The organism is Rhodococcus sp. RS1C4, assembly GCF_002258225.1.
Classification (GTDB): domain Bacteria; phylum Actinomycetota; class Actinomycetes; order Mycobacteriales; family Mycobacteriaceae; genus Rhodococcoides; species Rhodococcoides fascians_E.
Genome location: NZ_NOXZ01000007.1, coordinates 62426 through 87939 on the forward strand (window position 1 = coordinate 62426; position 25514 = coordinate 87939).

Here is a 25514-nt window from a genome sequence, read left to right on the forward strand (position 1 = left end):
GTCTCAGGCCTCCTTACGGCTGCGCCGGCCGTAGCGCTTCTCGAACTTCTCCACGCGACCCTGGGTGTCCATGATGCGTGCGGCACCGGTCCAGAAGGGGTGGGATTCGCTGGTGACGTCGACGATGACGAGTGGGTAGGTGTTGCCGTCTTCCCATTCGACCTCGCGGGTCGAGGTGATGGTGGACCGGGTGAGGAACTTGGTTCCTGTTCCTGCGTCCTGGAATACCACGGGGTGGTATTCGGGATGGATTCCTGCCTTCATTCCTGTGCCTCTTTCTTCTGCTCCGAGTACGGGGATTCTGCTGTTTCGCACGGGTCTTCGTGCCACTGACCGAACGGGTCGTTCCATTCGGCCCATGCCTGCCGGTCGGTCATCTCGTCGTCGGACACCAGCGCCCACTGCAGCGTCCGGTCGATTTCCGACGGATCGGCGGCGTGGACCAGGACGACCAGCGAGGTGTCGCGGTCACCGAAGTCCTCGTTCCACCGAAGGGCAGCCATGGCCCGACGCGAGGTGTCGACGCCGTCCTGTTCCTCCGGTGTCATTGCGGCCAGCCATTTTCCGGCACTGGCGACGCGCAGTCCGCCGCCGGCGGACTCGATCCACAGGGCCTCGTCGGGTTGGGTTGCCACCCAGGCGCGTCCGCGTGCGGTGACGACACCGTCGAGCAGAACGTCGATTGCCTCGTGGAATCGTTCGGGATGGAAGGGTCGCGTCGCCGAGAATTCGACGAGAGTCACTCCGCAATCCGCCGTGAGTGGAGGTTCACCGCGCAGCAGCGGCGAGTGGGCGTCGGTGATGGCGCCGCGTCGCGCACCCTGCGGAACAGCAGCGACCAGAGCGTCGGCGTCGAGCTTGTCCCCCGGCCCCACCCACGCGATGGGCGCACCGGGTGCCAGACGCTCCAACACGGCGGCGAGCTTGGCGCGTTCCCACGCGTCGACCTCGGGGCCTGCGGTGACGACGAGAGCATCGGCATAGTCGACCTGCCCGACGACGACCTGCGCGACGGTCCGGTCGTCGTCGCCGCTGGCCACGATTCCTCGGTCGGCCAGGGCGTCGTCGCCGGTGGCGTCCGCGAGCCAGGTGGCGGCGTCGAGGCAGTCGATCACGGCTTCGATACGGACGTCTCGCGAAGCCGATCCGTCGACCTGACCGACGATGCCCGCGACGACGACGTTCTCGATCGCCCAGCACAACGCTTCCGGCTCGAGGGCAGGATCCATCGCCAGGACGATCCGTTGCACCGAACTACGGGTGGACAGCGTCCTCAGTAGCGGGAGGAGGTCCTCACGCAGCGTGCAGGAGACACAGCCGTGCGCGAGTTCGAGAATGGTTTCGCGCGGTGCGTCGCCGTCCGCGTAGAGCGTCCGGCGGACGACGCCCTCGTAGACGCGGCTGAGGTCGTGGCGTACGGCGACGGTGCCCGGCCCGAGCAGTGAGGTCACCACGTCGTCCATGGCACCCGTCCAACCGGATACGAGTACGAGTGGTGTGCGGCCGTCCACAAGCAGATCCCTTCTATCGACAACGATTGTCATTTCTTGCGTTGTCACGCTACATTCGAAACAACGCTTTGTCGAAAACGATTGTCATGTCAGCTAGAGAGGACCGCGTATGTCCGCGCACTGCCAGGTGACGGGACGGAAGCCGGGATTCGGTAAGTCCGTTTCGCACTCGCACGTCAGGACCAGCCGTCGCTGGGACCCGAACATCCAGAAGAAGACCTACTTCGTCCCGAGCCTCGGCCGCCGCGTCACCCTGACGCTCTCGGCGAAGGGGATCAAGACCATCGACCGTGACGGAATCGATGCCGTCGTCGCCAAGCTCGTAGCACGAGGGGAGAAGCTCTGATGGGAAAGAGCACGGACGTCCGTCCGATCATCAAACTCAAGTCGACCGCAGGCACCGGATACACCTACGTGACCCGCAAGAACCGTCGAAACGACCCCGATCGCATCGTGCTCAAGAAGTACGACCCCGTCGTCCGCAAGCACGTCGACTTCCGTGAAGAACGCTAGCCGCGAGGAGCGCTGACATGGCCAAGAAATCGAAGATCGCCAAGAACGAGCAGCGGAAGGTCGTCGTCGCCCGGTGGGCAGCCCGCCGGAGCGAACTGAAGGAGATCATCCGGAAGCCGTCGACACCCGATTCCGAGCGAGCAGAGGCCCAAGCGGCACTGCAGCGTCTACCGCGCGACGCGAGTCCGGTACGATTGCGCAATCGTGACGCTGCGGATGGACGTCCGCGCGGTCACCTGCGGAAATTTGGACTGTCACGCGTGAAGGTACGCGAGATGGCTCACCGTGGGGAGCTGCCAGGCGTCCACAAGTCGAGCTGGTAAGGAACAGGGAAGAACAGATGGCAGTCAAGAGAGCACCGTCGAAGAAGGTCCGCGCAGAGGCAGGACGTCGACCCAAGAAGAACCCGTTGAACGCCGCCAAGGTGACCACGGTGGACTACAAGGACATCAACCTTCTTCGTCAGTTCATCTCGGACCGCGGCAAGATCCGTAGCCGCCGCGTCACCGGCCTCACGCCGCAGCAGCAGCGTCAGGTCGCCGTCGCAGTGAAGAACGCTCGTGAGATGGCTTTGCTGCCGTTCACCAGCCGGTAAGAATTTCTCGTAGGAAAGGCCACGCACTCTCGGGTGCGTGGCCTTTCTGCGTGAGCACTAGAGTTAGTCCTGGCCAGCCTCCCCGAGAGAAACGAGACCTACCGCTCCATGTCCGGTGTTCTCGAAGGCTTCACGGTCATCTTCATCGTCATCGCGCTCGGCTACGTACTCGCCAAGTTCCGAGTTCTCGGCGAGCACGGCCAGTTCGTCCTGAGCCGGCTCGTGTTCTTCGTCGCGACACCTTCGCTGCTGTTCGTGACACTCGCGCAGGCCGACCTGGCCGTCATCCTGTCGCCGATCCTCGTGATCGCCGGCGTGACCGCCCTCGCCGTCGGCGCCCTGTACTTCCTCCTGGCCCGGCTCGTGCTGAAACGCCGCGTGCCCGAGGCAACGATCGGCGGCCTGGCGTCGTCCTACGTCAACGCCGCCAACCTCGGCATTCCCATCGCGGTGTTCGTGCTGGGCGACGCCAACTTCGTCGCACCGCTGCTGCTCTTCCAGATCATGGTGTACTCGCCGTTGGCGCTGACCATCCTGGACCTGTCGACCATGGGCAAGAAAGCATCCATCCGCAATATCGTCGTCACGCCCTTCAAGAACCCCATCGTCCTCGCCGGCGCCGCAGGACTCCTGCTGTCCATCTTTGGCATCGAACTGCCCGAAGCCATCATGCAGCCGTTCGACCTGGTCGGCGGCGCCGCCGTGCCCGGCGCTCTTCTCGCGTTCGGTCTCTCGCTCTACGGCGCCCGTGTTCTCCAGAAAGGCACGAGCCCTAGGCGAGACGTACTCCTCGCGACGGCGATGAAAATGGTGCTCCAGCCGGTCCTCGGCTACCTCATGGGACTCGCCATGGGATTGGAAGGGCACGAACTCTTCGCCATCACCGTCATCTCCGCGCTGCCCACCGCCCAGAACGTCTTCGTCTTCGCGAACCGCTACAACCGCGCCGTCGTCATGGCGCGGGACACGGCCTTCGTCACCACCATCGCAGCGATACCCGTCATCGCACTGGTGACAGCCCTGCTGGCCTGACCGATCGCCCGATTCTTGGACTACCCAAAGGTTCTCCTCAGCTCCCGCGGTTACTTTGGAATCATGAGGTTTCTGGCTGCAGGAGTTCTGCTGTGCGTCCTGCTCGTCGGGTGCGGCAACGACCCTGCCGACGGCGGTGACGACGTCGAAGCCACCACCCCTACGTCTGCGCAGCTGATGCACAGTCCCAGTGCACCGCCGGTGCCCGTGGAGGTTCCGGTAGGCGACGTCGGGACGATGTTCGAATCCACCCCAGGACTGGTGCGCGCGGTGTCGACGCCGTTCGAGTCGTGGAGCCAGATCTCCCCCAACACCATCGCCATCCATTTCGTCACCGGAACCCCGGAGTGCTACGGGGCCGAGGTGGAGGTCACCGAGTCCGACACCGAAGTCGTCATCGCACTGCGCACCGGAACGCTTCCCGAGGCCGCGGACAAGGCCTGCATCATGGTCGCCGTGTACGGCACGATGCAGATGACCTTGAGTTCGCCCGTCGGAGACCGCGCCATCGTCAACGCGGCCTAGTAACCTGACCCAGGTGAGCGATCACCTGCCCGAACAGAACCGTGAATCCGTCCGTGCCGCCGACGCGGACCGCAACCTCGTCGCGAAGCTCCTCAGTGACGCTCTGGCCGGTGGCCAGCTCACGGTGTCCGAGTACGACGAACGCACGGCCGCCGCGTATCGCGCGAAAACCTACGGTGAACTCGACGTTCTCACCAGCGACCTTGCGCTGACGCCGCCCACCGAAGCTCTCTACTCGGCTCCCAGCCGTTCCACCGATCGCGCCGTCGCCATCATGAGTGGATTCGAGCGCAAGGGAGAATGGACCGTCGCACCGCGCGTCGAGGCCGTCGCGTTCTGGGGCGGCGGTGAGATCGACCTACGCCGAGCACACTTCTCGGCTCCCGAGGTGACGCTCAACTGCGTCGCGATCATGGGCGGCATCGACATCACGGTCCCCCGCAACGTCGCCGTCGAAGTACGCGGCGCAGGTATCATGGGCGGCTTCGACCACCTGAGCCAGCAAGGTGCTCCCGGAGCCCCACGAATCGTGGTGACAGGCTTCGCCTTCTGGGGCGGCGTCAGCATCAAAGCCAAGGACTAGCGGGACTTCCTGCGTTTCAGATAGTCCGACACCACCGCAGCTCCCAGCCCGTCCAGCTCGGGGGCGATGACTCGCCCGCCGACCCGCTCGGCCATCTTGTCCACGACGCGGGCCAACCCCGGATCGTCTCCCAACCGGAAGATGGTGACCTGCGCACCCAGCTTCGCCACCGTGTCGAGTTCACGGACCGTCAGCCCCAAAGTTCTGTTCGACGGCGGATAGTCGAAATACGCGTGCCCGTCGGGCTCGAGGTGCGCGGTGGGCTCGCCGTCGGTCACGATCAGCACGACAGGTTGCGCGTTGGGATGCCGACGCAGGTGCCGCGCCGCCAGCATCAACGCGTGATGCAGATTGGTGCCCTGGTCGTACGCCCCGTCGAGACCGGCCAGTTCCGACGCCGTCAACGTCTGCGCGTGACGACCGAAGCCGATCAGCTGCAGATCGTCACCGCGAAACCTGGTGCTGACAAGGTGATTCAACGCAAGCGCGGTGCGTTTCATCGGCACCCAGCGACCGTCCATCACCATCGAGAACGACGTGTCGACGAGCAACGCAACGGCCGCCTGCGTCCGCGTTTCGGTCTCGCTGATCTCGACGTCGGTCACCTGCAGTTGCACCGGGAACGTCGAACCTTCGGCTGCGGTGCGCAGGACGGCATTGTTGACGGTGCGGGTGACGTCCCACGGCTCCGTGTCACCGAATTCCCATGCCCGAGAAGCACCCGTCGGCTCTCCCATCGCACCGGCCTTGCGCGTGTCGCGCTCGCCGCCGCGTCGGGAAATTCGTCCCGCGACGTCCTTGAGGGCAGACTGTCCCAGCTGACGCATCGCCTTCGGCGACAGCCGCCACTGGCCGTCGGCACCCTTGTCCATGAAACCTTGCTGTTCGAGCGCCTTTTCGAGCTCGGCCAACATGCGAGCATCCGCCGCAGCTTCGGGCCCCAACTGTTTCAGCAACGCGTCGGCGTCGATGTCGTCGAGCGCGGCGCCGTTGTACTGCTGGGAAAGCTGATTTCCGAGGTTCTCCAGATCAGCGATGTCCTGCAGCGCACCGGTCCCGTCGCCCAGGCCCATCCCGTTCTCGCCGCGGAAGTTCTGCGAGCCGTCCCAATCCTCCCCCGGCCTGGCCTGCTGGAGGTTCTGGTCCAGCTGGTCGAGCTGTTGCAGAAGAGTGGAATCTCCGAATGCCTGCTGCGCCAGCGCATCCAATTCCGCTCGCTGCTCCGGGCTCAGCGAGTTCCGCAGACGCTGAGCTGCCGCGGCGCGCTGAGCGAGCGAATCGAGGAGCTCCTCGACGTTCGACGGATTCTCGGGGAAATGCTGGCCGTGCTCGGCCATGAACTCCGAGAAGTCCCGCTCGGTGTCCTCGCCTCGATTGTGCTTGTCCAGAAGCTCGTTCAGATCCTTCAGCATCTCGCTGATGGCTTGTCGATCCTCGTCCGTCGCATTCTCGAGCGCATTCTTCATACCGGCGAAGCGTTGGTCCAACATCTCCCGCCCGAGGAGATCCTTGATCTTCTCGTAGTTCTCACGACCCTCCGAGGAACGCCAGTCGTAATCGGCCAACTCCTGCACGGCCTGCGCCGTCGACGGGGACAGATCCCCGATCTGCATCTCCTGGAAACGCGCATCGTCGTCGAGCGCACGCGCCAGCGCCTTGCGCTCCTCGAGCACAGCTTTGTCCAGGAGTTCGCGGACCTCCTGAAGTGTTCCGTCGAGGTTGTTCTTGCGCAGAAGATCGCGTCGCCGACGGTTGGCCTCGGCCGCCAGATCGTCGAGGCCCCTCATGTTCCGGGTACCCCGCCGGAGCATCTCCTGCATCGCCCGGCGAGGCGATGCGCCCTCGAGCACGTCCTCGCCGATCGACTCCAGTGCTTCGCGGAGGTCTACCGGCGGTGCCAGTGGATCGGGGCCGTCGTGATACCGCCCGTATCTACTGGCAGGCATCAGCTGTACACCGTCTGTCCGTCGTCATCGGGATCCTTGGAAATACGCCGCGCAAGGTACAACCCTTCCAGCGCGAGTTCCGTTGCGGCAGCGCGTTCGCCGTCGGAGGTCGCGTTCAGACGCTCGTCGATGTCCTGCAGCACCTCGAGGTCCGGCAGCTCACCGATCAGTGTCTTGGCGGCGATTCGGTCGCCCGTCACCACCGGCTCACCCTGTTCGATGGCCGTGACGAGCGGTGCCAGGTTGATTCCGCCCAACCGGTCCCGCACCGTGTCGGCCGTCGCGCGCCGAAGCAGATGCTCGAGCACCTCGGTCTCGCGGCCCTCTTCACCGGACTCGAATTCCACCTTGCCCCTGAGCACTTCGATGATGGTTCCGAGGTCCACCGGCCGCGCCACCGCGTCGCTCTCGCCGAGAACCGCAGCCCGATGCACCGCTGCGGCCGCGATGGTCTCCGCCGCCGCGATGGCGAACCGCGCCGACACACCCGAACGCTGGTCGACGGACGGCGACTCACGCAGCAGCCGTGTGAACCGAGCCAGCACCTCGAGCAGATACGACGGCACGTTCGCCGGGAGGTTGGCCTCCTGCTCGATCACCGAGATCTCGTCGGCCAACGCATGCGGGTAGTGAGTGCGAATCTCGGCGCCGAAGCGGTCCTTCAGTGGAGTGATGATCCGCCCACGGTTGGTGTAGTCCTCGGGGTTCGCGCTCGCGACGAGGACGACATCCAGCGGCAGCCGCAACGTGTAGCCGCGGACCTGGATATCCCGCTCCTCCATGACGTTGAGCAATGAAACCTGAATACGTTCCGCGAGATCGGGGAGTTCGTTGATCGCCACGATCCCCCGGTGACTCCGCGGCACGAGCCCGAAGTGGATGGTCTCCGGATCTCCCAGACTCCGACCCTCGGCGACCTTCACCGGATCGACATCGCCGACGAGGTCCGCAACCGACGTGTCCGGAGTCGCCAGCTTCTCCGAGTATCGCTCGCTACGGTGACGCCACTCGACGGGCAACCCGTCGCCGAGCTCACGTGCGCGTCGGATACTCGCCGGAGTGATGGGCTCGTACGGATGCTCACCGAGCTCGGAACCTGCAATGACAGGCGCCCACTCGTCGAGCAGAAGATTCAACGTACGCAGAAGGCGTGTCTTTCCCTGCCCTCGTTCACCCAGCAGGACAACGTCATGACCAGCAAGAATTGCTCGCTCGAACTGCGGAAGCACAGTCTTGTCGAAGCCCAGAATTCCCGGCCACGCATCCCTGCCCTCACGCAACGCGTCGAGCAGATTTTCCCGGAGTTCTTCTTTCACAGAGCGCTGCACGTGTCCGGACGCACGCAACTCGCCGACAGTGGTGATGCCAGGTCGATTAGAGGTCACTTCACCAAAGTACGCCCGTCTCAGAAGAAGCACCGTTCGTCGAGTTCGAGGTTGTGCAGTGAAACGGGGGTCTTTCGTCTGCACAAGTGCGAACTCGTCACACAGGCGCGCCCGCTTGCCGCAGTTTGCGTCGAACACGCTCGACCACCTCGCGCGGACGGAGGCGCAGTTGCTCCGAATTCACTCGGACCACCAGCCAGCCGGCGCGCTCGAGCCTCTCGAACCGCTCGATGTCCCAGGACCGCTGCTTCTCCGACGTCCAGTGCTGCACCCCGTCGTACTCGACGGCCACCTTCCACTCCGGCCAGCCCAGATCGCAGCGAGCGAACAACATGCCGTGTTCGTCGGCAACGCGAATCTGTGTCTCGGGTGGAGGCAGTCCTGCATCGACGAGCAACAGCCGAGTAGCGGTTTCCTGCGGAGACTCTGCACCACCGTCGACGAGTGCCAGAACCGATCGCGCCGCGGATACTCCCCGTAAGCCCGCATACCGTGCGCACAACGGAAGAACGTCTGCAGCCGAGATTCCGGACACTCCTGACAGGTCGTCCAGCACCTGCACGGCCCGCACTCTGGGGAGCCGCCTCGCCAGATCGAACATGGTTCTGGGGATCGTGGTCACCGGCAGACCTGCGACGGTGGTGATCTCGACATCGCGGACGGTATCGAATCGGATGCGGATACCGTCGAGTTGGCGTCGGCGTCCGAGCCAGATCACCTCCGCAAGCGAGTCGGGGTCGATCCATCGTGCGCCGTGCAATGCAGCTGCCGACATCCCGCAACACACCGCCGCCCTACCAGCGAACTCATGGGCTGCCCGCGCCCGGACAACGGCGTCGATCCGAACGTCCTTGCGCACATAGACGTCGCGGTGAATGCGCTTGAAGCCGTGGGTCAGCTGATGTCGAGTCAGACTACCGTCGCGGACTGCGAGGGAACCTCTGAACGGCTGGTCGGCGGGCACCCGCCCACGATTGCACGGCTACCCACCCGAAAAGCTGTCTGAAGCCGGAGCCTGTGGATAGATTCCGGTCTATCCACAGGGCGCGAGTTCGCACTTGTGCAGACCAATCAGGCGCTTCGGCCTGCACAAGTGCGAACTGGATCAGTGCGCGAAGTGACGCGAACCGGTGAGGTACAGCGTGACGCCGGCGTCCTGGGCGGCGGCGATGACTTCGTTGTCGCGGACGGATCCGCCGGGCTGCACGACGGCTTTGACGCCGGCGGCCAAGAGAACCTGCAGGCCGTCGGGGAACGGGAAGAAGGCGTCCGAGGAGGCAACCGAACCGACGACGCGATCGCCCGCGCGCTGGACGGCGAGGTGAGCTGCGTCGACGCGGTTGACCTGGCCCATACCGACGCCGACGGACGCGCCGTCCTTTGCCAGCAGGATTGCGTTGGACTTGACGGCACGGCCTGCACGCCAGGCGAATTCGAGATCCTTCAGGGTCTGCTCGTCCGCTGCGTCACCGGCTGCCAGAGTCCAGTTGGCCGGGTTGTCGCCGTCGGCGTCGATGGCGTCGCGTTCCTGCAGCAGAGTCCCACCGGAGATCGGCTTGAGCTCGACACCCTTGCCCGACGGCGCGGCCGCGAGCAGAACCCGAATGTTCTTCTTGCGCTGCAGAACTCCGAGTGCACCGTCAGCGTAGGACGGAGCGACGATCACCTCGGTGAAGATTTCCGCGACCTGCTCGGCCATCGCGACCGTCACTTCGCGGTTGGCTGCGATCACGCCGCCGTAAGCACTGACGGGGTCGCAGGCGTGAGCCTTGCGGTGCGCTTCGGCGATATCCGCGCCGACGGCGATGCCACACGGATTGGCGTGCTTGATGATCGCGACGGTCGGGCCCTCGTGATCGAAAGCGGCACGCCACGCTGCGTCGGCGTCGGTGAAGTTGTTGTAAGACATTTCTTTGCCGTGCAGCTGCTCGGCCTGAGCTATGCCGGTGCCGGCCGGGTCCTTGTACAGGGCTGCGGCCTGATGCGGGTTCTCGCCGTAGCGCAGCACTGCCGCGCGGTCCCAGGTGCCGCCGATCCATTCGGGGAACTGCGAGTCCGATTCCACGAGAACGCTGCTCATCCACGAGGCGACCGCGACGTCGTACGCAGCGGTGTGCTGGAACGCCTGTGCCGCAAGCGAAGTGCGCTCGGCGAGCGTGAACCCGCCGCCGGACACTGCGGTGAGTACATCGGAGTACCGAGCCGGATCCACCACGACCGCCACCGACGGGTGATTCTTCGCGGCAGCGCGGACCATCGACGGGCCACCGATGTCGATCTGCTCGACGCATTCGTCCGGTGTCGCGCCACTGGCAACGGTGTCGGTGAACGGATAGAGGTTCACCACGACCAACTCGAACGCCTCGATGCCCAGCTCCTCGAGCTGCGAAACATGCTCCGGCCGACGGGTATCGGCCAGAACACCCGCATGGACACGCGGATGCAGCGTCTTCACACGACCGTCGAGGGTCTCGGGAAACCCGGTGAGATCCTCGACCTTGGTGACCGGGATCCCGGCGTCGGCGATCTTGGATGCTGTCGATCCGGTGGAGACCAGAGCGACGCCTGCCTTGTGCAAGCCGGTTGCGAGTTCGATCAAACCGGTCTTGTCGTAGACGCTGACCAGTGCGCGGCGCACTGCTTTACGTTCACTCATGGTTGAATCTGAGCCTTTCGTCCATCGGAGACAACACCTCGGGTGGCAACAGCTGCGATCACATCGACCAGAAGCCTGCGTTCCACGGTCTTGATTCGCTCGTGCAGAGTCGCGACATCGTCGTCGCCCAGCACGGGCACAGCTTCCTGAGCCAGAATCGGCCCGGTATCGACACCGGCGTCGACGAGATGCACCGTCGACCCGGTCAGTTTGACGCCGTAGGCGAGCGCATCCTCCACTGCATGCGCACCGGGGAACGACGGCAACAGCGCAGGATGAGTGTTGACGATGCGTCCGGCGAACGCACCGAGAAAATCGGAACCGAGAATCTTCATGAAGCCGGCGGTCACCACCAGATCGGGCTCGTGCGCCAGCACACGTTCGGTGAGAGCCGCATCCCAGCCATCACGGTCCGCGAACTCCCTCAGCCCGACGCGGAAATGCGCAATCCCGGCAGTGTGTGCATGCCGGGCAGCGTCGCAATCACGATCGACACCGACCGCAACGATCCGCGCCGGATAGGACTCGGCCTTCGTCGCATCGATCAGGGACTGCAGAAGCGAACCGGTGCCCGAAGCGAGGACAACGACGCGTGCTGGGTGCTCACGGGTGGCAGTCAGCGCACTTCTCCTGATGTGTCGTTCTCCGAAAATCGCCCGACGATCACCGACGGGTTCGCTCGAAAGAATAGTCGCCCACGTGTAGGCCACCGTCAGGCAGGTCCTCGGGCGCGAGTGCCGGTGACCCGGCTGTCACGACCAACCAAGTCCGCCAGCGGGTTCAGGACCGGTCGTCGGTGTTGCCATCATCAGGCGGCGTAGCTTCCGAGGGCACTTCCTCGACGATTTCGGCGTCGACGATGTCCTCGGTCTCCGTTGTGTCCTCGGCAACCACGGCAGCGTCGACGTCGGGTGAATCGACGGTCTCGGGCAGGGCGTCGGGCTCTTCGACGATTTCCGCGTCCACTGCATGTTCTGGATGCGCGACGGGCGCGGCGATGGCGGCGATGGGTTCCTGCTCGCGCCGGGGTTCCGTGTCGAGGTCGTCGGCGATCGGGGTCTGCTTGGACCCTCCGCGCCATGCGGTCACGGCGGCTGCGAGGGATCCGACGACGGCAAGCCAGGCGAAGACGAGCAGGCCGAGAGACCATACCGTCACCTGAACGGTTCCGAACGTGCCCAGGTTTCCGCCTGCCGCGAAGCCGAGCACCAGCGTGGACACGCCGATCACGGCGCTCGCCACCCACACCGCGGACAGTGCGTAGTGCACGTCCACCGTGCGCCTCGCGCAGTCACGTCCGAGCAGCAGGCCGGCGCCGATCGGAATCACGAGCATCAGCATCCACAGCGTCTGCGACGGCCCCTCGGGCAGGACGGCCAGGACCGGCAGCGGGGGAAGCGGACCTCCCGTGGCCTGGAACATGCTGACCGATACGTCGCCCACGTGCGCCGACGATCCGACCGACACCGCGATCGCGCCGAGCAGCACGTTGGGCAGGTACAGGATCGACAGCACCGTCAAGCCGAGTACACCGACGAAGCCGTTTCCGGATTCCAGCAACATCTCCATCGTCGACCACGACGCCAGCATCGCGGCCAGCACGATCGCACCGCCGCCCGCGACGAGGACGGCCGCCGCCCGGATGGTCGGAGCCACGATTCCGCGCAGCCATTCCGGCAGACGATCCGACTCGGTGTCCCACACCCCACACACCAGTCCGATGCCCGCGGACACCGCGTGGACGGCCGCCACCCACGCGAAAGCCAGCAGAGCATTGGGTGTGTCGAGCCCGATCACCGACGACGCATCCGCGGCCACCGCCAACGCGATCGCGGTCACGAGAACCGGACCGAACACCGCCGCGCCCACGATCAGACCGTGTTCCCGACGAGTCTCCGCCCGGCCGACTGCCCGCGCGACGCCCCGCGCCACGACGAGGACGAGAACAAGCGTCGGGACGAGCGGGAAGACGCCCAGGGAGGTGCCCTCGATGCTGAACGGGACCTGATGGATCGCGAACCACAGCCCGGCGATTGCTCCGAACGTCCCGGTGAGCTCACTGTTGACCGACACCAGCGTCACGAGAACGACCGTCGCGATGATCGCGACGAGCACACCCGGAATCCGGAACCCGACGGTCAGCATGGTGGTGGATTCGGAAGGAGACAACAGAGGTCGACGCTCCGGCGGACGAGACGTCCCTCGGGCGCGTTTCCTCTCCTGATTCAATACGGCGCTCATCGGTGTCGAGCGTTCCACCTAGCTGCCGACGGGTGGTTCAGGCGCGCCGACACAGCCTTATTTGTTGTCGTCCTCCGGCGCGGCCGACTGGCCGAAGGCCTGCGTGGGCGCGCTGTACGGCGGGGTGTCCGACGTGTCCTCGGGCTCGTCGCCCTGACGCGATGCTCCCGCAGGCTGTTGTCCGGCCGACTGTGCTCCAGCCGATGTCGCTCCTGCAGGCTCCGCTCTCGGCGCTGCGTGCTGCGGCGCGCCGTAGCCACCCGAACCGACCGGAGGCTGGCTGTACGGCTGCTGATCGAACGGCGAATTCTGACCGGCCGGACCGGTCAATCCGCTGGCTCCCGCATCCGGCTTGGACGTTCCGACCGGGTAACCGAGGCTGCCGGTGGTGTGCTGGTTCGGCTGATTCTGCTGGTTCTGCGAGGGCCCGGTGTAGGCAGGCGGGGCGTACCCCTGCTGAGGACCATTTCCCTGATCGCTCCACTGCCCACGTTCCTGCGGGGCGCCGTAAGCCTGCGCACCTGAGTTCTGGGCTGTCTGGCCGTAGGCGCCGTAGTTCTGGTTCTGCGCCGACTGGCCGTATCCGGGTGCCTGCTGGCCGTATCCCTGGAACGGGTTCTGCTGACCGTAACCCGCGGGCTTGGGCTGCGGAGCTTTGAGGATGCCCGCACCGAAAAGCGTGGCAGCGACGGCCACGACGGTCTGGACGAAACCGAGAACGAGTACGACGAAGGTGCCGATCCCCAACTGAACCGGCGCGCCCACCGCGGAGTCGTCGCCGACGTTGAAGCTCTGGAACACCAGTACGAGCCACCCGGACAACGCAAGAGCGGCAGCGATACCGACCGTGTTGGGTTGCTTCGGCAGCAGTCCGACCGCCGCGACGAGGCCCGCGGCGAGCAGAAGCGCGATGGACGTCGGGTCGCCGGCCTGTACGAAGAAGAAGTTGACGCCTTCGCTGAAGAACTCGTACTGACCGGCGAGACCGACCAGGAAGTTCACGACGCCGAGTGCTACGGCAACGAGCGTCAGAATTCGCGGCAGCGAGGACGATCGGTCCGACGCCAGCGGCGGGTTGTACTGACCCGTCGGTGCAGACTGCTGCGACGGCGGCTGACCGTACGACGGTGGCTGCGTTCCGTAGGACGGCTGAGTGCCGTACGACTGGCTGGGCGTCGGGTAACCGCCGTAATTACCCGGAGTCGACTCGGCCGACCGAGCACCCTCCGGTGATTGACTGCCATAACCGCCGGGACCGGGCCCCTGCGGACGCTGGCCTTCTGCTGGATACGTCATGGCACTCTCCTCGATAGAAAAAAATGAGTACGGGTCCGTAGACCAAGCTAGTCTACGGACCCGACTCGACTGCCCCGCTCGCCGCGAGGCTCCCTTTCTCACCCTGCGTCGACGAGCGCCTGGGACGACTCCAGTTCACGCACGAGCGGTAGGACCTTCGCCCCGAAGTACTCGATCTCTTCCTGGAAGTGCAGGAAGCCGCCGAGGATCAGGTCGACCCCTCGCTTGCGGTATTCGACGATGCGATGTGCCACCTGTTCGGGAGTTCCGATCAGCTGGCTCTTGAAACCGTCGTTGTACTGCACGAGATCCTCGAACGTCGAGTCCGCCCACATGCCCTTGCCGTCCTTCGTCGACGAACCGGCCTGCTGCACAGCACCCTTGAAACCTTCGACAGCGGGCTTGTTGGCCTTCTCGATGATCTCGCGGAGAGTGTCCTTGGCTTCCTTCTCCGTGTCGCGCGCGATGATGAACCCGTTGAGACCGAACTTGACCTCACGATCGTTCGCCTGAGCGACGCGACGAATGTTGTCGAGTTGCTCGGTGACTCCGTCGTAATCCTTGCCGTTGCTGAAGTACCAATCCGAGTATCGACCGGCGTTCTCCTGCGCAGCCGACGAGTTACCGCCCTGGAACAGTTCCGGGTTGGGTCGTTCCGGAGTGTTCAACGGCTTCGGTTTCAACGTGAAATCGTGGATTCGGTAGAAATCACCACGGAAGTCGACGTCGTCCTCGGTCCAGATCTTGCGGAGAACCTGAAGGAATTCGGCACTGCGCCGGTATCTTTCGTCGTGTTCGAGCCACGGCTCACCCAGGTGCGTGAACTCGTCCTTGAACCAGCCGCTGACGACGTTGACCGCAAAACGGCCGTTCGACAGATGGTCCGCCGTAGCGCCGAGCTTCGCCAGAACCGCCGGCTGCCACAAGCCGGGGTGAACGGCCGCAATGACTTTCAGTCGTTCGGTGGCAAGCAGCAGCGCGAGGGAGAAGCTCGTCGACTCGTGTTGGAACTCGGCGCCGTAACTGGCCTCGTAGCGAACCTGACTGAGCGCGTATTCGAAGCCGTTGTTCTCCGCGGTCTGCGCCAGCTTCTTGTTGTACTCGTAGTCCCAGCTGGTGCGCTGTTCGATGTCGCTGGTCACCAATCCGCCACTGACATTGGGCACCCAGTAGGCGAATTTGATGGCGTCGGAAATTCTTTCGGTACTCATCGTTCTCCTTCGGTGATGCTCACGAGTACCAGGTCGGCTGCGGCAACTCGCCGGTCAGAACCCATCGACCGACCTCGCGGCGCTTGTATGCGACCGGATCGTGCAGCGTGTGGGTGCGAACGTTGCGCCAGAAGCGATCGAAACCGTATTTGCTCGCCGTCGCTCGGGCACCGAGAGCCTCGAACACCGTCGACGTGATCTCGAGCGACACCTCGGTGGCACGCGCCTTCACCGCAGCGACGCGAACCTCGTGATCACCGCGCTCTTCCGCCGTCACGTCCCACGCGTTGTCGTGGATCTTCTGCGCTTCCAACGCAACTGCGTCGGCCAGCGCTTCCACGGCCCACAGCTTGGACGTCAGGTCACCGTAGATGTCGATGATGTACGGCTCGTCGATCGCCTTGTCGACGGTGCTGTGCAGCCACGCACGCGTCTTGTCCTTGGTGTACGACGCCGCTTCCTCCAAGGCGCCGCGAGCGATGCCGAGGTAGAAGTTGACGAACACCAGCTGAATCGTCGGCACGTTCAACGTGTTGTAGACCCGTGGCTGGAACTGCTTGTCCACGAATCCCGCCGCACTCGCCCAGTCGACCCGCACCTTGTCGATGGTGACGCTGCCACTCTCGGTCTGGCGTTGGCCGATGTTGTCCCAGTCGTCGTGAAACGTCAAACCCTCGATGTTCGACGGCACAATAGCGAAAACGTGTGCATCGCTGCCGGTCAAAGCGCCTTCGAGCACGGTCACGTCGGAGACGCGACTGCCCGTCGAGAAGGACTTCGCGCCCTCGAAGACGATGGTGTCGCCCTCGTCGGTGACGGCGACGTCGTTGTCACGCGGGTTGACGGCGCCACCGAAGAACCACTTGTTCTTCGTCGCATCGGCCTCGACTGCCTCGATCTGCTCCTTCGTGCCGACCAGCCGCGCAGCCCAGAACCACAGCAGGTGGTAGCCGAGAAGCTGGCCGATCGACCCGTCGGCCGCCGCGACACGACGAATCACCTGATACGCCGTCGGCCAATCCTGACCGCCGCCCCCGTGCTCGACCGGCCCCAGCAACGTGACGAGCCCAGCATCCTTCAGAAGCTGCACCTCGTCGCGCGGAGCCTGATGGCCCTTGTCACGAGCAACGGCATCGACGGCAAGCAGCTGCGCCACCTCCCCCGCCCGAGCAATCCAGCCCTCGGCGGACGTCGGCGCATCAGGCCAGTCCTTGGTCAGTGCACTGCGATTTTCCGTGGTTGTCATGTGGGCAAGTGAAACTGTTACGCGGAGTAATGAACACATTTCGCATCACGATGATTCTGAGAACTTCACATCCGAAACAGAACGAAAAAGCCCGCCGGCACTGGCTCCCGGCGGGCTTCGTTCGAGCTGGAACTTACTTCACGGAGAGCGATTCCAGGATCTCGCGTGCGAGAGCAGCGGTTTCGGACGGCGTCTTGCCGACCTTGACGCCTGCGGCCTCGAGTGCGTCCTTCTTCGCCTGTGCCGTGCCCGAGGAGCCGGAGACGATGGCGCCTGCGTGGCCCATGGTCTTGCCTTCGGGAGCGGTGAAGCCGGCGACGTAGCCGACGACCGGCTTGGTGACGTTGGCCTTGATGTAATCGGCTGCGCGCTCTTCGGCGTCGCCACCGATTTCACCGATCATGACGATGAGCTTGGTCTCGGGGTCCGCTTCGAATGCCTCGATGGCGTCGATGTGCGTGGTGCCGATGACCGGGTCTCCGCCGATGCCGATGGCCGTCGAGAAGCCGAAGTCGCGGAGCTCGAACATCATCTGGTAGGTCAGCGTGCCGGACTTCGAGACCAGGCCGATCGGGCCGGTGCCGGAGATGTTGGCAGGCGTGATGCCGACGAGAGCTTCACCGGGGGTGATGATTCCGGGGCAGTTCGGGCCGATGATGCGGGTCTTCTTGCCCTTCTCCACGTTGTAGGCCCATGCGTATGCGGAGTCCTGCACGGGGATGCCTTCGGTGATGACGACGAGCAGCGGGATCTCCGCGTCGATCGCTTCGACGATGGCGTCCTTGGAGAATGCGGGCGGAACGAACGCGATGGACACGTCGGCGCCGGTCTTCTCGATTGCCTCGGCAACCGAACCGAAGACGGGGAGCTCGATGTCGTTGCCCTGGGCGTCGACGTGCTTGACCGTGGTGCCGGCCTTGCGTGCGTTGACACCGCCGACGACGTTGGTGCCTGCCTTGAGCATCAGGGCGGTGTGCTTGGTGCCTTCGCCGCCGGTGATGCCCTGGACGATGACCTTGTTGTCCTTGTTCAGAAAGATAGACATGGTTTCCTCTACTTCGCTGCCAGCTCGGCGGCCTTGTCGGCGCCTTCATCCATGGTTCCGGCGAGCGTCACCAGCGGGTGCGCGGCGTCGGCGAGAATCTTGCGTCCCTCTTCGACCTTGTTGCCGTCGAGACGAACCACGAGCGGCTTGTTGGCGTCGTCGCCCAGCTTCTTCAGTGCGCCGACGATGCCGTTGGCCACTGCGTCGCAGGCGGTGATTCCGCCGAAGACGTTGACGAACACGCTCTTGACCTGCTCGTCGCCGAGGATGACGTCGAGGCCTGCGGCCATGACCTCTGCCGAGGCGCCGCCACCGATGTCGAGGAAGTTGGCGGGCTTGACGCCGCCGTGTGCCTCGCCTGCGTATGCGACGACGTCGAGGGTCGACATGACGAGTCCGGCACCGTTACCGATGATGCCGACCTGTCCGTCGAGCTTGACGTAGTTGAGGTCGTTCTCCTTGGCCTTGGCCTCGAGAGGATCGGCAGCGTCCTTGTCCTCGAAGTCGGCGTGGCCGGCCTGACGGAAGTCTGCGTTGGCGTCGAGCGTCACCTTGCCGTCGAGGGCGAGGATCTGGTCGTCCGGGGTGCGAACCAGCGGGTTGACCTCGACCAGGAGAGCGTCTTCCTTGATGAAGACCTCCCACAGCTTCTGGATGGTCACCGCAGCGGCGTCGAGCACCTCGGCGGGCAGCTTGCCCTTCTCGGCGATGTCACGAGCAAAAGCAAGGTCGACGCCCTTGACGGCATCGACCGGGATACGTGCGAGTGCGTCGGGGTTCTCCTCCGCCGTCACCTCGATTTCGACTCCACCTTCGACCGAACACATCGCGAGGTAGGTGCGGTTGGTGCGGTCGAGCAGGAAGGAGATGTAGTACTCCTCGGCGATGTCGGAGGCTTCTGCAACGAGAAGCTTCTTGACGACGTGGCCCTTGATGTCGAGGCCGAGAATCGACTCTGCGTTCTCGGTAGCTGCTGCAACGTCCTTGGAGTACTTGACGCCGCCGGCCTTGCCTCGGCCGCCGACCTTGACCTGCGCCTTGACCATTACTGGCTTGCCGATTTCTTCGGCAATTTCTGTTGCTCCTGCGACCGTGTCCGTGACACGACCGGCGGAGGTGGGTACGCCATGCTTGGCGAACAATTCCTTCGCCTGGTATTCGAAGAGATCCATCAGCTCACCGTCTCGTCTACGTTGACTGCCCGCTCCAGGGGTGTGAGCGGGTCCGATCACCGACTTTATCCACGTGCTCCGACGCCGTTACGCCCGGCCAGATGGTATGTGGTCTATCTCACCGACGAGGTAGGTGTGTCCTACGCCTCACTTGCGAGCGCTGTTGGCCGAAAGTAGTGCTGCCACAGCAAGTATGACCCCGCCGAGGACTCCTACCAGCAGACCGGCCCCCACCGAGGCGTCCACCGATCGCCCGATCGTCAGCGGCCAACCGAGCAGATGCACGATTGTCGCGATCACGCAGCCCACGAGCAGTGCGGCCCCGCGGGCCGGGCGCGACCTGGACGCCACGAGGGCGGCAAGAAGAATCGTCGACGCCGACGCGGCCTGCCCCCACGCGTCCCATCCCCACCCTTCGGCACCCCAGGGAACGCCGAGGAGCGACGGCGCGGAGACATCGGTTCCGGTGTAGAGCGGGAGTGCGAAGGAGAGGGCTGTGACGACGCCGCCGACGAGGGCCACCGCGCCGACGGTTCTGTTGGAGCGCACGTCGGAGGTGTCGACGTCGTCGCGCTCGGCGCTGCCCGCCAACAGCACGGCACCGGCGCACGCCATGGCGAGAACGGCTCCGACGGCCGCGGCGGCGCCGCCCACACCGAGTCCGACGCCGTCGATGTCCGTGGCGAGAACCACCGCCTGCAGCACTCCTGCCGACGCGGAGACTGCGGCAACGGCCAGCACGCCGACAGCTGGCCTGACGACCGCCGCGAACAGCGAGAAGAACAGTGGGATGGACACGACGACCAGGACGAACCCAGCGACGAGGGCAACGCGAGTGGCAAGTACGTCGGGTTCCGACAACCCGGCGGGTACGTCCAGGACCGGCAGGAACGCGCTTGCGCCGACGAGAACCCCCGCCAAGACACCCGTTGTCCCTGCCAGGGCGTGCCACCGCATGAAGTGCGCCGAGCCGTCCAGCTCGCCCCTCGTGACGGGACCGCCTGCCGAGGCCCGATCCCGTATCGCCGACGCCGGCAGCGCCACGAGTGCGACCACGATCAGCGCGACACCGGCCACGGCGCCGATCCAGCTCCCTGCGGAGACCCCGATGTTCGGGCCCGAGCTCTCGCCGGCGATCACGCGAGCACCGAACACTCCGGCGATGCCGAGGCCTGCACCGAGCAGGCTGCCTGCAGCAACCGTCGGCGAGATCGACGCGAGTGCCGCCGACACGACGATCACCGCCGCGCACGCGAGAACACCCGACCCGACAGCGGTCGTCCACGGAGATTCGACGACCGCGCGGATCAGCACGATGGAGTCGGTCGAGACGTAGGGAACCGCGAACATGGCGGCCGCGGCAGCGATCGCGGCGAGCACAGCCACCACGGACAGTGCGCCCCCGATGCGGACCGCCGACGCACGACCCGTGAAATCGGTCCGCGACGAGATGCCGTAGCCGTCGTCATACGACGCCCTGCTGATCGCGACGAGGCCGAACACTCCCGCGAGAGCGGCGAGGGCGTGCGCAGCGAGAACGACATACGCGCCGAGACCAGGCGTGAGGGCCTCCGCAGTGGTCGGTCGCAGCAGCTCGAGTCTGTTCGCGTCGATCGGCGACGCCAGCAGTCCCGCGTCGAGAACCGCGAGGCCTGCCGAGATCGCCCCGAACCCGGCCGTGAGCGCGCCCGCCGACGCGGGCCGTGCGAGCACTGTGAGGATCGCGAGGACGGCCACGACGAACACCGGGGCAACGGCCAGCACTTCCGCCGCGAACACGCCGGCGCCAGGCCCGTCCGAGGTCGACGAGGCGGCCTCCATCGCCATCGAGGCCAGCCCGAGCAGGGCCGCGATCGAGACGAGCCCGGTTGCAGCGAGAGCCGCACCGCGGGCCGACGGTCCGGCCTGCGAGCGTGCGGAGATCACTTGCGGTGACGCGTGCGGAGAAGTAGCCACGCCTGACGACGCTATCGGTCGGTGGACGATGGACGGCAGAGCACGCGCCGTAGGATTTCGGTGGATGCGTTTCGGTAACGGCGTCGTGGGTATTGCAGCGCTGTCCGGGATCACAGGCGATCTCGGCAAAACCCCTGCTCGGCTTGTGAGCCATCTCACATATGCCCGCCGAGAAGCCGATTAACTTGCGCGCCCTGCAATCGTTTCGTTACCGTCTGCCGAGTCTTAAGTCACGAGCAGATCACGGAACGGAGGTCGCAGGGTCTTGTCGCAACACCGCGCGTCCTTCACCACCAGTCGGTTCGTCAAACCGGCCGCGGCTGTTGAAACCGCACCCACGGTGTACTCGACCCAGACCAGCTGGGAAGCCGACAGTTACCAATCGTCGGATCTCCAGGCCGCGTCGGATCTCCAGGCCAACGGATACGACTACTTTGCCAGCAATTACGGCTCTGCCGAGAGCTACCACGACAACGAGTTGCACAGCACTCCCGACGTCGAGGTCCCGGCGGAGCCTTCCGTCGGTTCCGGGCCCTCCTCGGATGTCATCGCAGCGAACGAGATCGCCGTGTCTCGTCGGCGCGGAGCTCACCGCATCCCGACGCCTCCCACCGCGCTGAAGGGACGTGCAGCGGTTCTCGCTGTCGCCGCCGGCGCCGTGGTCGCAGCAGGGCAAGCAGTCATCGATCACGGTCCTGCAACACCGACCACTTCCGAGGAAGTGGCACTTGCTGCCGGCGCCGCACCCGCGGCCCCCGGCATCGCCGCGACTGCCGTCCCCCAGGCCGCCGGTTTCGCCGCTGACACCACGACGGATGTCGCCCCCTCCTCGGCCCCGCAGATCCTCAACGTGGCCAACCCGGTGGATCTGAGCCAGTTCAACGATCTGCTTGCCAAGGGTCAGCGCTTCAGCGAAGAGCGCGCCGCACGCGAGGCCGCTGCGCGCCGGCCCCTGTTCGTGCTCCCGGCAGTCGGCACGTACACCTCGAACTTCGGGCAGCGCTGGGGCGTCCTGCACGCAGGCGTCGACATCGCGAACGCCATCGGTACCCCGATTCTCGCTGTCGCCGACGGCAAGGTCATCGACGCAGGACCCGCGTCCGGCTTCGGCATGTGGGTTCGCCTGCAGCACGCAGACGGCACCATCACCGTCTACGGACACATCGACAGCGCCACCGTCAGCGTCGGCCAGGAAGTCATGGCAGGCGACCAGATCGCCCGCATGGGCAACCGCGGCTTCTCCACCGGCCCTCACCTGCACTTCGAGGTTCACCTCCCCGGCGAGAACAAGATCGATCCTCTCCCCTGGCTCGCGTCCCGAGGCATCGGCCTCGGACCCGAGATGGACTGAGAACTCCCACTCTCTCTTCCCGGCCTACCGGCCCGGCGAAACATACAGCCGCACACCGATTCCTCGGTGCGCGGCTGTTCTGCTTCTCAGAGCTTGGTCATCGGAACGCCGCCGATGAGCATCATCTTCACTCGCCCCGACGTACCGAAATCCACCAGAACCATGGCCGAGGTGCCCGAGCCCGTGGATTCGAGAACCGTTCCGAGACCGTACTTGTCGTGATTGACCCGGTCTCCCACCGCGAGCACGAGAGTGTTGTTGCGTGCGCGTGCGGCACCGAAACTCGGCGACGACTGCTGCCCGCGTCGGTCTCCGAATCCCCCGCCGCCGCCGAAGCCACCACCACCGAAACCGCCGCCCCCGAAGCCACCCGGCCGGGCGCGGCCGCCGCCGATCGACCGTCCGCCGACGCCGGGGTCTTCCCGCTTCCAGTCGATGAGGGACTGCGGAATCTCCTGGAGGAATCGTGATTCCGGGTTGTTGATCGGCTGCCCCCAGGCGGACCGCATGATGGCGCGAGTGACGTACAGACGGTGACGCGCACGCGTGATGCCCACGTAGGCGAGTCGTCGTTCCTCGGACAACTCCGCTGGGTCGCCGAGGGCACGCATGTGCGGGAACTGGCCGTCCTCCCAGCCGGTCACGAAGACCACCGGGAATTCGAGGCCCTTGGCCGTGTGCAGCGTCATCAAGGTGACGACGCCGGTGCCGGAATCGGGGATCTGATCGGTGTCCGCGACGAGCGAGACCCGCTCGAGAAACGCCGCGAGGGAACCAGGCTCGGGGGTGCCTTCCTCGACTTCGACCTCGTCGTCGGAGACTGCTTCGGTTTCTGCTTCGGCTTCTGCTTCGAGAGCGGCGAGGTTACGTGCCTCGGACGTGAATTCCCTTGCCACGCTGACGAGCTCGTTGAGGTTGTCCAGGCGGGCACCGTCCTGAGGATCACTGCTGGCCTCCAACTCGGCGCGGTATCCCGTGCGGTCCAGGACGGCCTCGACGACGTCACCGATATCGGCGATGTCGTTGCCGTCGTCGTCGGTGGTGTTGAGAACCTCCCGGAGTTCGTCCAGCAGATCCAGGAACTGGCCGATGAGCTTCTGCGAGCGAGAGTTGAGCAACGCAACCTTGCCGTCGGCGGCGTCGTGCAGAGCTTTGGAGAAACTGATGTCTCGCTGCTCGGCGTGAACGGCTACGCAGGCCTCGGCGCGGTCCCCGATCCCCCGGCGCGGGGTGTTGAGGATGCGTCGCATGCTGACCGTGTCATCCTCGTTGGACAGCACGCGCAGGTACGCGACCATGTCGCGGACTTCCTTGCGCTCGTAGAAGCGGACACCGCCCACCACCTTGTAGGGCAGGCCGAGCCTGATGAAGATCTCCTCCAACGCACGTGACGAGTTGTTGGTGCGATAGAAAACCGCCACCTCGTCGTAACGGACATCGTGGTTGTCGACCAGACGGTCGATCTCCGACGCCACGAACGACGCCTCGTCGTGCTCGTTGTCCGCGACGTACCCGACGATGAGCTCACCTTCGCCGGAGTCGGTCCACAGCTTCTTGTCCCGCCTGCCGGTATTACGCGAAATGACGGAGTTGGCGGCCGACAGAATGTTCTGCGTCGACCGGTAGTTCTGTTCGAGCAGGATGGTGGTGGCGTCGGGGTAGTCGCGCTCGAACTCCTCGATGTTGCGGATGGTCGCGCCACGGAACGCGTAGATCGACTGATCCGCGTCACCGACCACACAGAGCTCACCGGGAGCGACCGTGCCCTCCAGGGCGCCGTCGGAGTCCTCCCGGCCGACCAGTTCCCGTACGAGCATGTACTGCGCGTGGTTGGTGTCCTGGTACTCGTCGACCAGGACGTGCCGGAACCGTCGACGGTAGTACTCCGCGACCTGAGGGAAAGCCTGCAGCAAACCGACGGTTTCACCGATGAGGTCGTCGAAGTCCATGGCGTTGGCCGCGCGAAGTCGCTGTTGATAGATGCCGTAGACCTGCGCGACGAGCTTCGGGAGCTCCACCATCTGCTTGTCCGCGTCCGCGGCGGCGTCCTCGGGCCCGATGAGTTCGTTCTTGAGATTGGAGATCGCCGTCGAGAGCAATCTCGCCGAGAACTTCTTGGTGTCGATCTGCAGATCCTTCGAGATCATCGTCAGCAGGCGACGAGAGTCGTCGGCGTCGTAGATCGAGAAGTTCGAGTTGAGACCGGGCAGCAACGACGCCTGGTTGCGCAGGATCCGCACACAGCTCGAGTGAAACGTCGAAACCCACATGCTGTTGGCGCGTGGACCGACGAGGCCAGCGACACGCTCACGCATCTCGGCGGCGGCCTTGTTGGTGAAGGTGATGGCCAGAATCTGGCCGGGACCCACGCCTCGCTCGGCAAGCAGATACGCGATACGACGAGTGAGCACCGCGGTCTTCCCCGACCCGGCGCCTGCGACGACCAACAGCGGAGACCCCGAATGCACGACGGCCTGACGCTGCTGCGGATTGAGACCCTCCAACAGCGTTTCGGACCTGGATTTTCCGGGGGCTGGTACCGCAGTGAGGTTCGTGTTCATCGCCTGCCCAGGTTACCGGCGGGCTCCGACAGTCCTTTACCCGAACCTGCCAGGCGCCGCCAGCCCAGTTCTGCCGACCGCCCGCAATGCGGACATTCGGCCCGTCGACCGACTTTTCAGGACCGCACAGAGGTGGCACACTGGATCGGTGATCGAAATAGCCGTTCGTCGCCACCCCCTCTGTGCAGCCTGTTCTTCGGCTCTCGGTAGCGGAGGCTGTCCATAAGAAGGTGCGTCCGGAAGTCCAGACATGAGGCTTCCCCGGGCCATTCGATGTGACTCATACCACATCAGCCCGTCTCTGGAGCGGAGCGTCCACGAATCACCTCAGGACGTAACGGTGACGAGCAGGGCAACGATCCACACTTGTGACACGAGGAGAAAAAATGGCATCCACGACCAAGATCGAGACCGAGAGCGCAGTGCCGACGTCCGAGGCTGAGATCGATTCCTTGCGTCAGGAGATCGACCGCCTCGATTCCGAAATTCTTGCGGCAATCCAGCGTCGCAGCGAAGTTTCCCAGCTCATCGGCCGCACCCGTATGGCGTCGGGTGGACCGCGCATGGTGCACAGCCGCGAAATGAAGGTGCTCGACCGCTTCAGCAGCCTCGGCCAGGAAGGCCACACCCTCGCCATGCTGCTGCTCCGTCTCGGCCGCGGGCGTCTCGGCCGCTGACCTTTCGCCAGC

General features: G+C 65.0%; 24 protein-coding genes. 9 read left to right on the forward strand and 15 right to left on the reverse strand.

Features of this window, described 5'->3' with window-relative positions; genetic code table 11:
• Nucleotides 1–3: 3 nt before the first annotated feature.
• Both CH289_RS01840 and mrf read right to left on the reverse strand, forming a co-directional pair.
• Nucleotides 4–264: a type B 50S ribosomal protein L31 gene (locus CH289_RS01840; RefSeq protein WP_094727111.1), complete on the reverse strand. Its 261-nt coding sequence runs from the start codon at nucleotides 262–264 to the stop codon at nucleotides 4–6.
• Nucleotides 261–1544, reverse strand: a complete 1284-nt coding sequence (gene mrf / locus CH289_RS01845; RefSeq protein ID WP_179276706.1) for a ribosome hibernation factor-recruiting GTPase MRF — start codon at nucleotides 1542–1544, stop codon at nucleotides 261–263. Before mrf ends, CH289_RS01840 begins: the two co-directional genes overlap by 4 nt.
• A gap of 76 nt (nucleotides 1545–1620) precedes the next feature.
• On the opposite strand from mrf, the gene rpmB reads away from it, so the two are divergent.
• The 7 genes from rpmB (at nucleotide 1621) to CH289_RS01880 (ending at nucleotide 4759) form a co-directional block, all read left to right on the forward strand.
• Nucleotides 1621–1857 carry a 50S ribosomal protein L28 gene (gene rpmB / locus CH289_RS01850; protein WP_019664486.1) on the forward strand — a complete coding sequence of 79 codons (237 nt, stop codon included), beginning with the start codon at nucleotides 1621–1623 and terminating at the stop codon, nucleotides 1855–1857.
• On the forward strand, nucleotides 1854–2024 hold the full coding sequence (gene rpmG / locus CH289_RS01855; protein ID WP_170947607.1) for a 50S ribosomal protein L33: 171 nt from the start codon (nucleotides 1854–1856) through the stop codon (nucleotides 2022–2024). Before rpmB ends, rpmG begins: the two co-directional genes overlap by 4 nt.
• Before the next feature lie 17 nt (nucleotides 2025–2041).
• Nucleotides 2042–2347 carry a 30S ribosomal protein S14 gene (rpsN, locus tag CH289_RS01860; RefSeq protein ID WP_019664484.1) on the forward strand — a complete coding sequence of 102 codons (306 nt, stop codon included), beginning with the start codon at nucleotides 2042–2044 and terminating at the stop codon, nucleotides 2345–2347.
• Nucleotides 2348–2364: 17 nt separating this feature from the next.
• Nucleotides 2365–2619: a 30S ribosomal protein S18 gene (gene rpsR / locus CH289_RS01865; protein WP_008719028.1), complete on the forward strand. Its 255-nt coding sequence runs from the start codon at nucleotides 2365–2367 to the stop codon at nucleotides 2617–2619.
• Nucleotides 2620–2727: 108 nt separating this feature from the next.
• The gene (locus CH289_RS01870; RefSeq protein ID WP_019664483.1) at nucleotides 2728–3651 is read left to right on the forward strand and encodes an AEC family transporter; all 924 of its coding nucleotides are present in this window, start codon (nucleotides 2728–2730) and stop codon (nucleotides 3649–3651) included.
• 63 nt (nucleotides 3652–3714) lie between these two features.
• Nucleotides 3715–4176 (forward strand): hypothetical protein, encoded by a 462-nt coding sequence (locus tag CH289_RS01875; RefSeq protein ID WP_019664482.1) that lies wholly within the window; start codon nucleotides 3715–3717, stop codon nucleotides 4174–4176.
• 13 nt (nucleotides 4177–4189) lie between these two features.
• Nucleotides 4190–4759 (forward strand): DUF1707 SHOCT-like domain-containing protein, encoded by a 570-nt coding sequence (locus CH289_RS01880; protein ID WP_019664481.1) that lies wholly within the window; start codon nucleotides 4190–4192, stop codon nucleotides 4757–4759.
• Here CH289_RS01880 and CH289_RS01885 read toward each other — a convergent pair.
• The 12 genes from CH289_RS01885 to CH289_RS01940 form a co-directional block, all read right to left on the reverse strand.
• Nucleotides 4756–6705: a vWA domain-containing protein gene (locus CH289_RS01885; protein WP_094727115.1), complete on the reverse strand. Its 1950-nt coding sequence runs from the start codon at nucleotides 6703–6705 to the stop codon at nucleotides 4756–4758. The two genes, CH289_RS01880 and CH289_RS01885, sit on opposite strands and share 4 nt — an antisense overlap.
• Complete coding sequence (locus tag CH289_RS01890; RefSeq protein WP_026347681.1) at nucleotides 6705–8090, reverse strand: sigma 54-interacting transcriptional regulator; 1386 nt, start codon at nucleotides 8088–8090, stop codon at nucleotides 6705–6707. Before CH289_RS01890 ends, CH289_RS01885 begins: the two co-directional genes overlap by 1 nt.
• Before the next feature lie 97 nt (nucleotides 8091–8187).
• Complete coding sequence (locus CH289_RS01895) at nucleotides 8188–9054, reverse strand: DUF559 domain-containing protein (protein ID WP_094727117.1); 867 nt, start codon at nucleotides 9052–9054, stop codon at nucleotides 8188–8190.
• 141 nt (nucleotides 9055–9195) lie between these two features.
• A complete protein-coding gene (gene purH, locus CH289_RS01900) occupies nucleotides 9196–10746 on the reverse strand; it encodes a bifunctional phosphoribosylaminoimidazolecarboxamide formyltransferase/IMP cyclohydrolase (RefSeq protein WP_019664477.1) in 1551 nt (516 codons plus the stop codon).
• Entirely contained in the window at nucleotides 10743–11399 is a 657-nt protein-coding gene (purN, locus tag CH289_RS01905; RefSeq protein ID WP_052060217.1) for a phosphoribosylglycinamide formyltransferase, read from the reverse strand. Before purN ends, purH begins: the two co-directional genes overlap by 4 nt.
• 127 nt (nucleotides 11400–11526) lie before the next feature.
• Nucleotides 11527–12987 (reverse strand): cell division protein PerM, encoded by a 1461-nt coding sequence (locus tag CH289_RS01910; RefSeq protein ID WP_256976936.1) that lies wholly within the window; start codon nucleotides 12985–12987, stop codon nucleotides 11527–11529.
• A 57-nt stretch (nucleotides 12988–13044) separates the two neighbouring features.
• Nucleotides 13045–14283: a DUF5336 domain-containing protein gene (locus CH289_RS01915; protein WP_020111438.1), complete on the reverse strand. Its 1239-nt coding sequence runs from the start codon at nucleotides 14281–14283 to the stop codon at nucleotides 13045–13047.
• 98 nt (nucleotides 14284–14381) lie between these two features.
• On the reverse strand, nucleotides 14382–15494 hold the full coding sequence (sfnG, locus tag CH289_RS01920; RefSeq protein WP_019664473.1) for a dimethylsulfone monooxygenase SfnG: 1113 nt from the start codon (nucleotides 15492–15494) through the stop codon (nucleotides 14382–14384).
• A 19-nt stretch (nucleotides 15495–15513) separates the two neighbouring features.
• A complete protein-coding gene (locus CH289_RS01925) occupies nucleotides 15514–16740 on the reverse strand; it encodes an acyl-CoA dehydrogenase family protein (RefSeq protein WP_051127747.1) in 1227 nt (408 codons plus the stop codon).
• Between the two features lie 133 nt (nucleotides 16741–16873).
• Entirely contained in the window at nucleotides 16874–17785 is a 912-nt protein-coding gene (gene sucD, locus CH289_RS01930; protein WP_019664468.1) for a succinate--CoA ligase subunit alpha, read from the reverse strand.
• Nucleotides 17786–17793: 8 nt separating this feature from the next.
• Nucleotides 17794–18957, reverse strand: coding sequence for an ADP-forming succinate--CoA ligase subunit beta (sucC, locus tag CH289_RS01935; RefSeq protein WP_019664467.1), 1164 nt, complete (start codon nucleotides 18955–18957; stop codon nucleotides 17794–17796).
• 147 nt (nucleotides 18958–19104) lie between these two features.
• Nucleotides 19105–20913, reverse strand: coding sequence for a hypothetical protein (locus tag CH289_RS01940; protein WP_231383816.1), 1809 nt, complete (start codon nucleotides 20911–20913; stop codon nucleotides 19105–19107).
• A 265-nt stretch (nucleotides 20914–21178) separates the two neighbouring features.
• Here CH289_RS01940 and CH289_RS01945 point away from each other — a divergent pair, with 265 nt between their 5' ends.
• Nucleotides 21179–22264, forward strand: coding sequence for a M23 family metallopeptidase (locus CH289_RS01945; protein ID WP_020111441.1), 1086 nt, complete (start codon nucleotides 21179–21181; stop codon nucleotides 22262–22264).
• 86 nt (nucleotides 22265–22350) lie between these two features.
• Here the strand turns inward: CH289_RS01945 and pcrA are convergent, their stop codons facing one another.
• Entirely contained in the window at nucleotides 22351–24825 is a 2475-nt protein-coding gene (gene pcrA / locus CH289_RS01950; protein WP_094727121.1) for a DNA helicase PcrA, read from the reverse strand.
• A gap of 386 nt (nucleotides 24826–25211) precedes the next feature.
• On the opposite strand from pcrA, the gene CH289_RS01955 reads away from it, so the two are divergent.
• Nucleotides 25212–25502, forward strand: a complete 291-nt coding sequence (locus tag CH289_RS01955; RefSeq protein WP_019664463.1) for a chorismate mutase — start codon at nucleotides 25212–25214, stop codon at nucleotides 25500–25502.
• Nucleotides 25503–25514 lie beyond the last annotated feature (12 nt).

Excerpts from the sequence above, each read along its gene's own strand:
- sfnG (WP_019664473.1), bottom strand. The coding sequence starts at position 15,494 with ATGAGTACCGAAAGAATTTCCGACGCCATCAAATTCGCCTACTGGGTG.
- purH (WP_019664477.1), bottom strand. The coding sequence starts at position 10,746 with ATGAGTGAACGTAAAGCAGTGCGCCGCGCACTGGTCAGCGTCTACGAC.
- rpsN (WP_019664484.1), top strand. The coding sequence starts at position 2,042 with ATGGCCAAGAAATCGAAGATCGCCAAGAACGAGCAGCGGAAGGTCGTC.
- CH289_RS01840 (WP_094727111.1), bottom strand. The coding sequence starts at position 264 with ATGAAGGCAGGAATCCATCCCGAATACCACCCCGTGGTATTCCAGGAC.
- CH289_RS01885 (WP_094727115.1), bottom strand. The coding sequence starts at position 6,705 with ATGCCTGCCAGTAGATACGGGCGGTATCACGACGGCCCCGATCCACTG.
- CH289_RS01915 (WP_020111438.1), bottom strand. The coding sequence starts at position 14,283 with ATGACGTATCCAGCAGAAGGCCAGCGTCCGCAGGGGCCCGGTCCCGGC.
- CH289_RS01870 (WP_019664483.1), top strand. The coding sequence starts at position 2,728 with ATGTCCGGTGTTCTCGAAGGCTTCACGGTCATCTTCATCGTCATCGCG.
- CH289_RS01955 (WP_019664463.1), top strand. The coding sequence starts at position 25,212 with ATGGCATCCACGACCAAGATCGAGACCGAGAGCGCAGTGCCGACGTCC.
- CH289_RS01910 (WP_256976936.1), bottom strand. The coding sequence starts at position 12,987 with ATGAGCGCCGTATTGAATCAGGAGAGGAAACGCGCCCGAGGGACGTCT.
- CH289_RS01925 (WP_051127747.1), bottom strand. The coding sequence starts at position 16,740 with ATGACAACCACGGAAAATCGCAGTGCACTGACCAAGGACTGGCCTGAT.
- pcrA (WP_094727121.1), bottom strand. The coding sequence starts at position 24,825 with ATGAACACGAACCTCACTGCGGTACCAGCCCCCGGAAAATCCAGGTCC.
- rpmB (WP_019664486.1), top strand. The coding sequence starts at position 1,621 with ATGTCCGCGCACTGCCAGGTGACGGGACGGAAGCCGGGATTCGGTAAG.
- sucD (WP_019664468.1), bottom strand. The coding sequence starts at position 17,785 with ATGTCTATCTTTCTGAACAAGGACAACAAGGTCATCGTCCAGGGCATC.
- rpsR (WP_008719028.1), top strand. The coding sequence starts at position 2,365 with ATGGCAGTCAAGAGAGCACCGTCGAAGAAGGTCCGCGCAGAGGCAGGA.
- CH289_RS01875 (WP_019664482.1), top strand. The coding sequence starts at position 3,715 with ATGAGGTTTCTGGCTGCAGGAGTTCTGCTGTGCGTCCTGCTCGTCGGG.
- sucC (WP_019664467.1), bottom strand. The coding sequence starts at position 18,957 with ATGGATCTCTTCGAATACCAGGCGAAGGAATTGTTCGCCAAGCATGGC.
- mrf (WP_179276706.1), bottom strand. The coding sequence starts at position 1,544 with ATGACAATCGTTGTCGATAGAAGGGATCTGCTTGTGGACGGCCGCACA.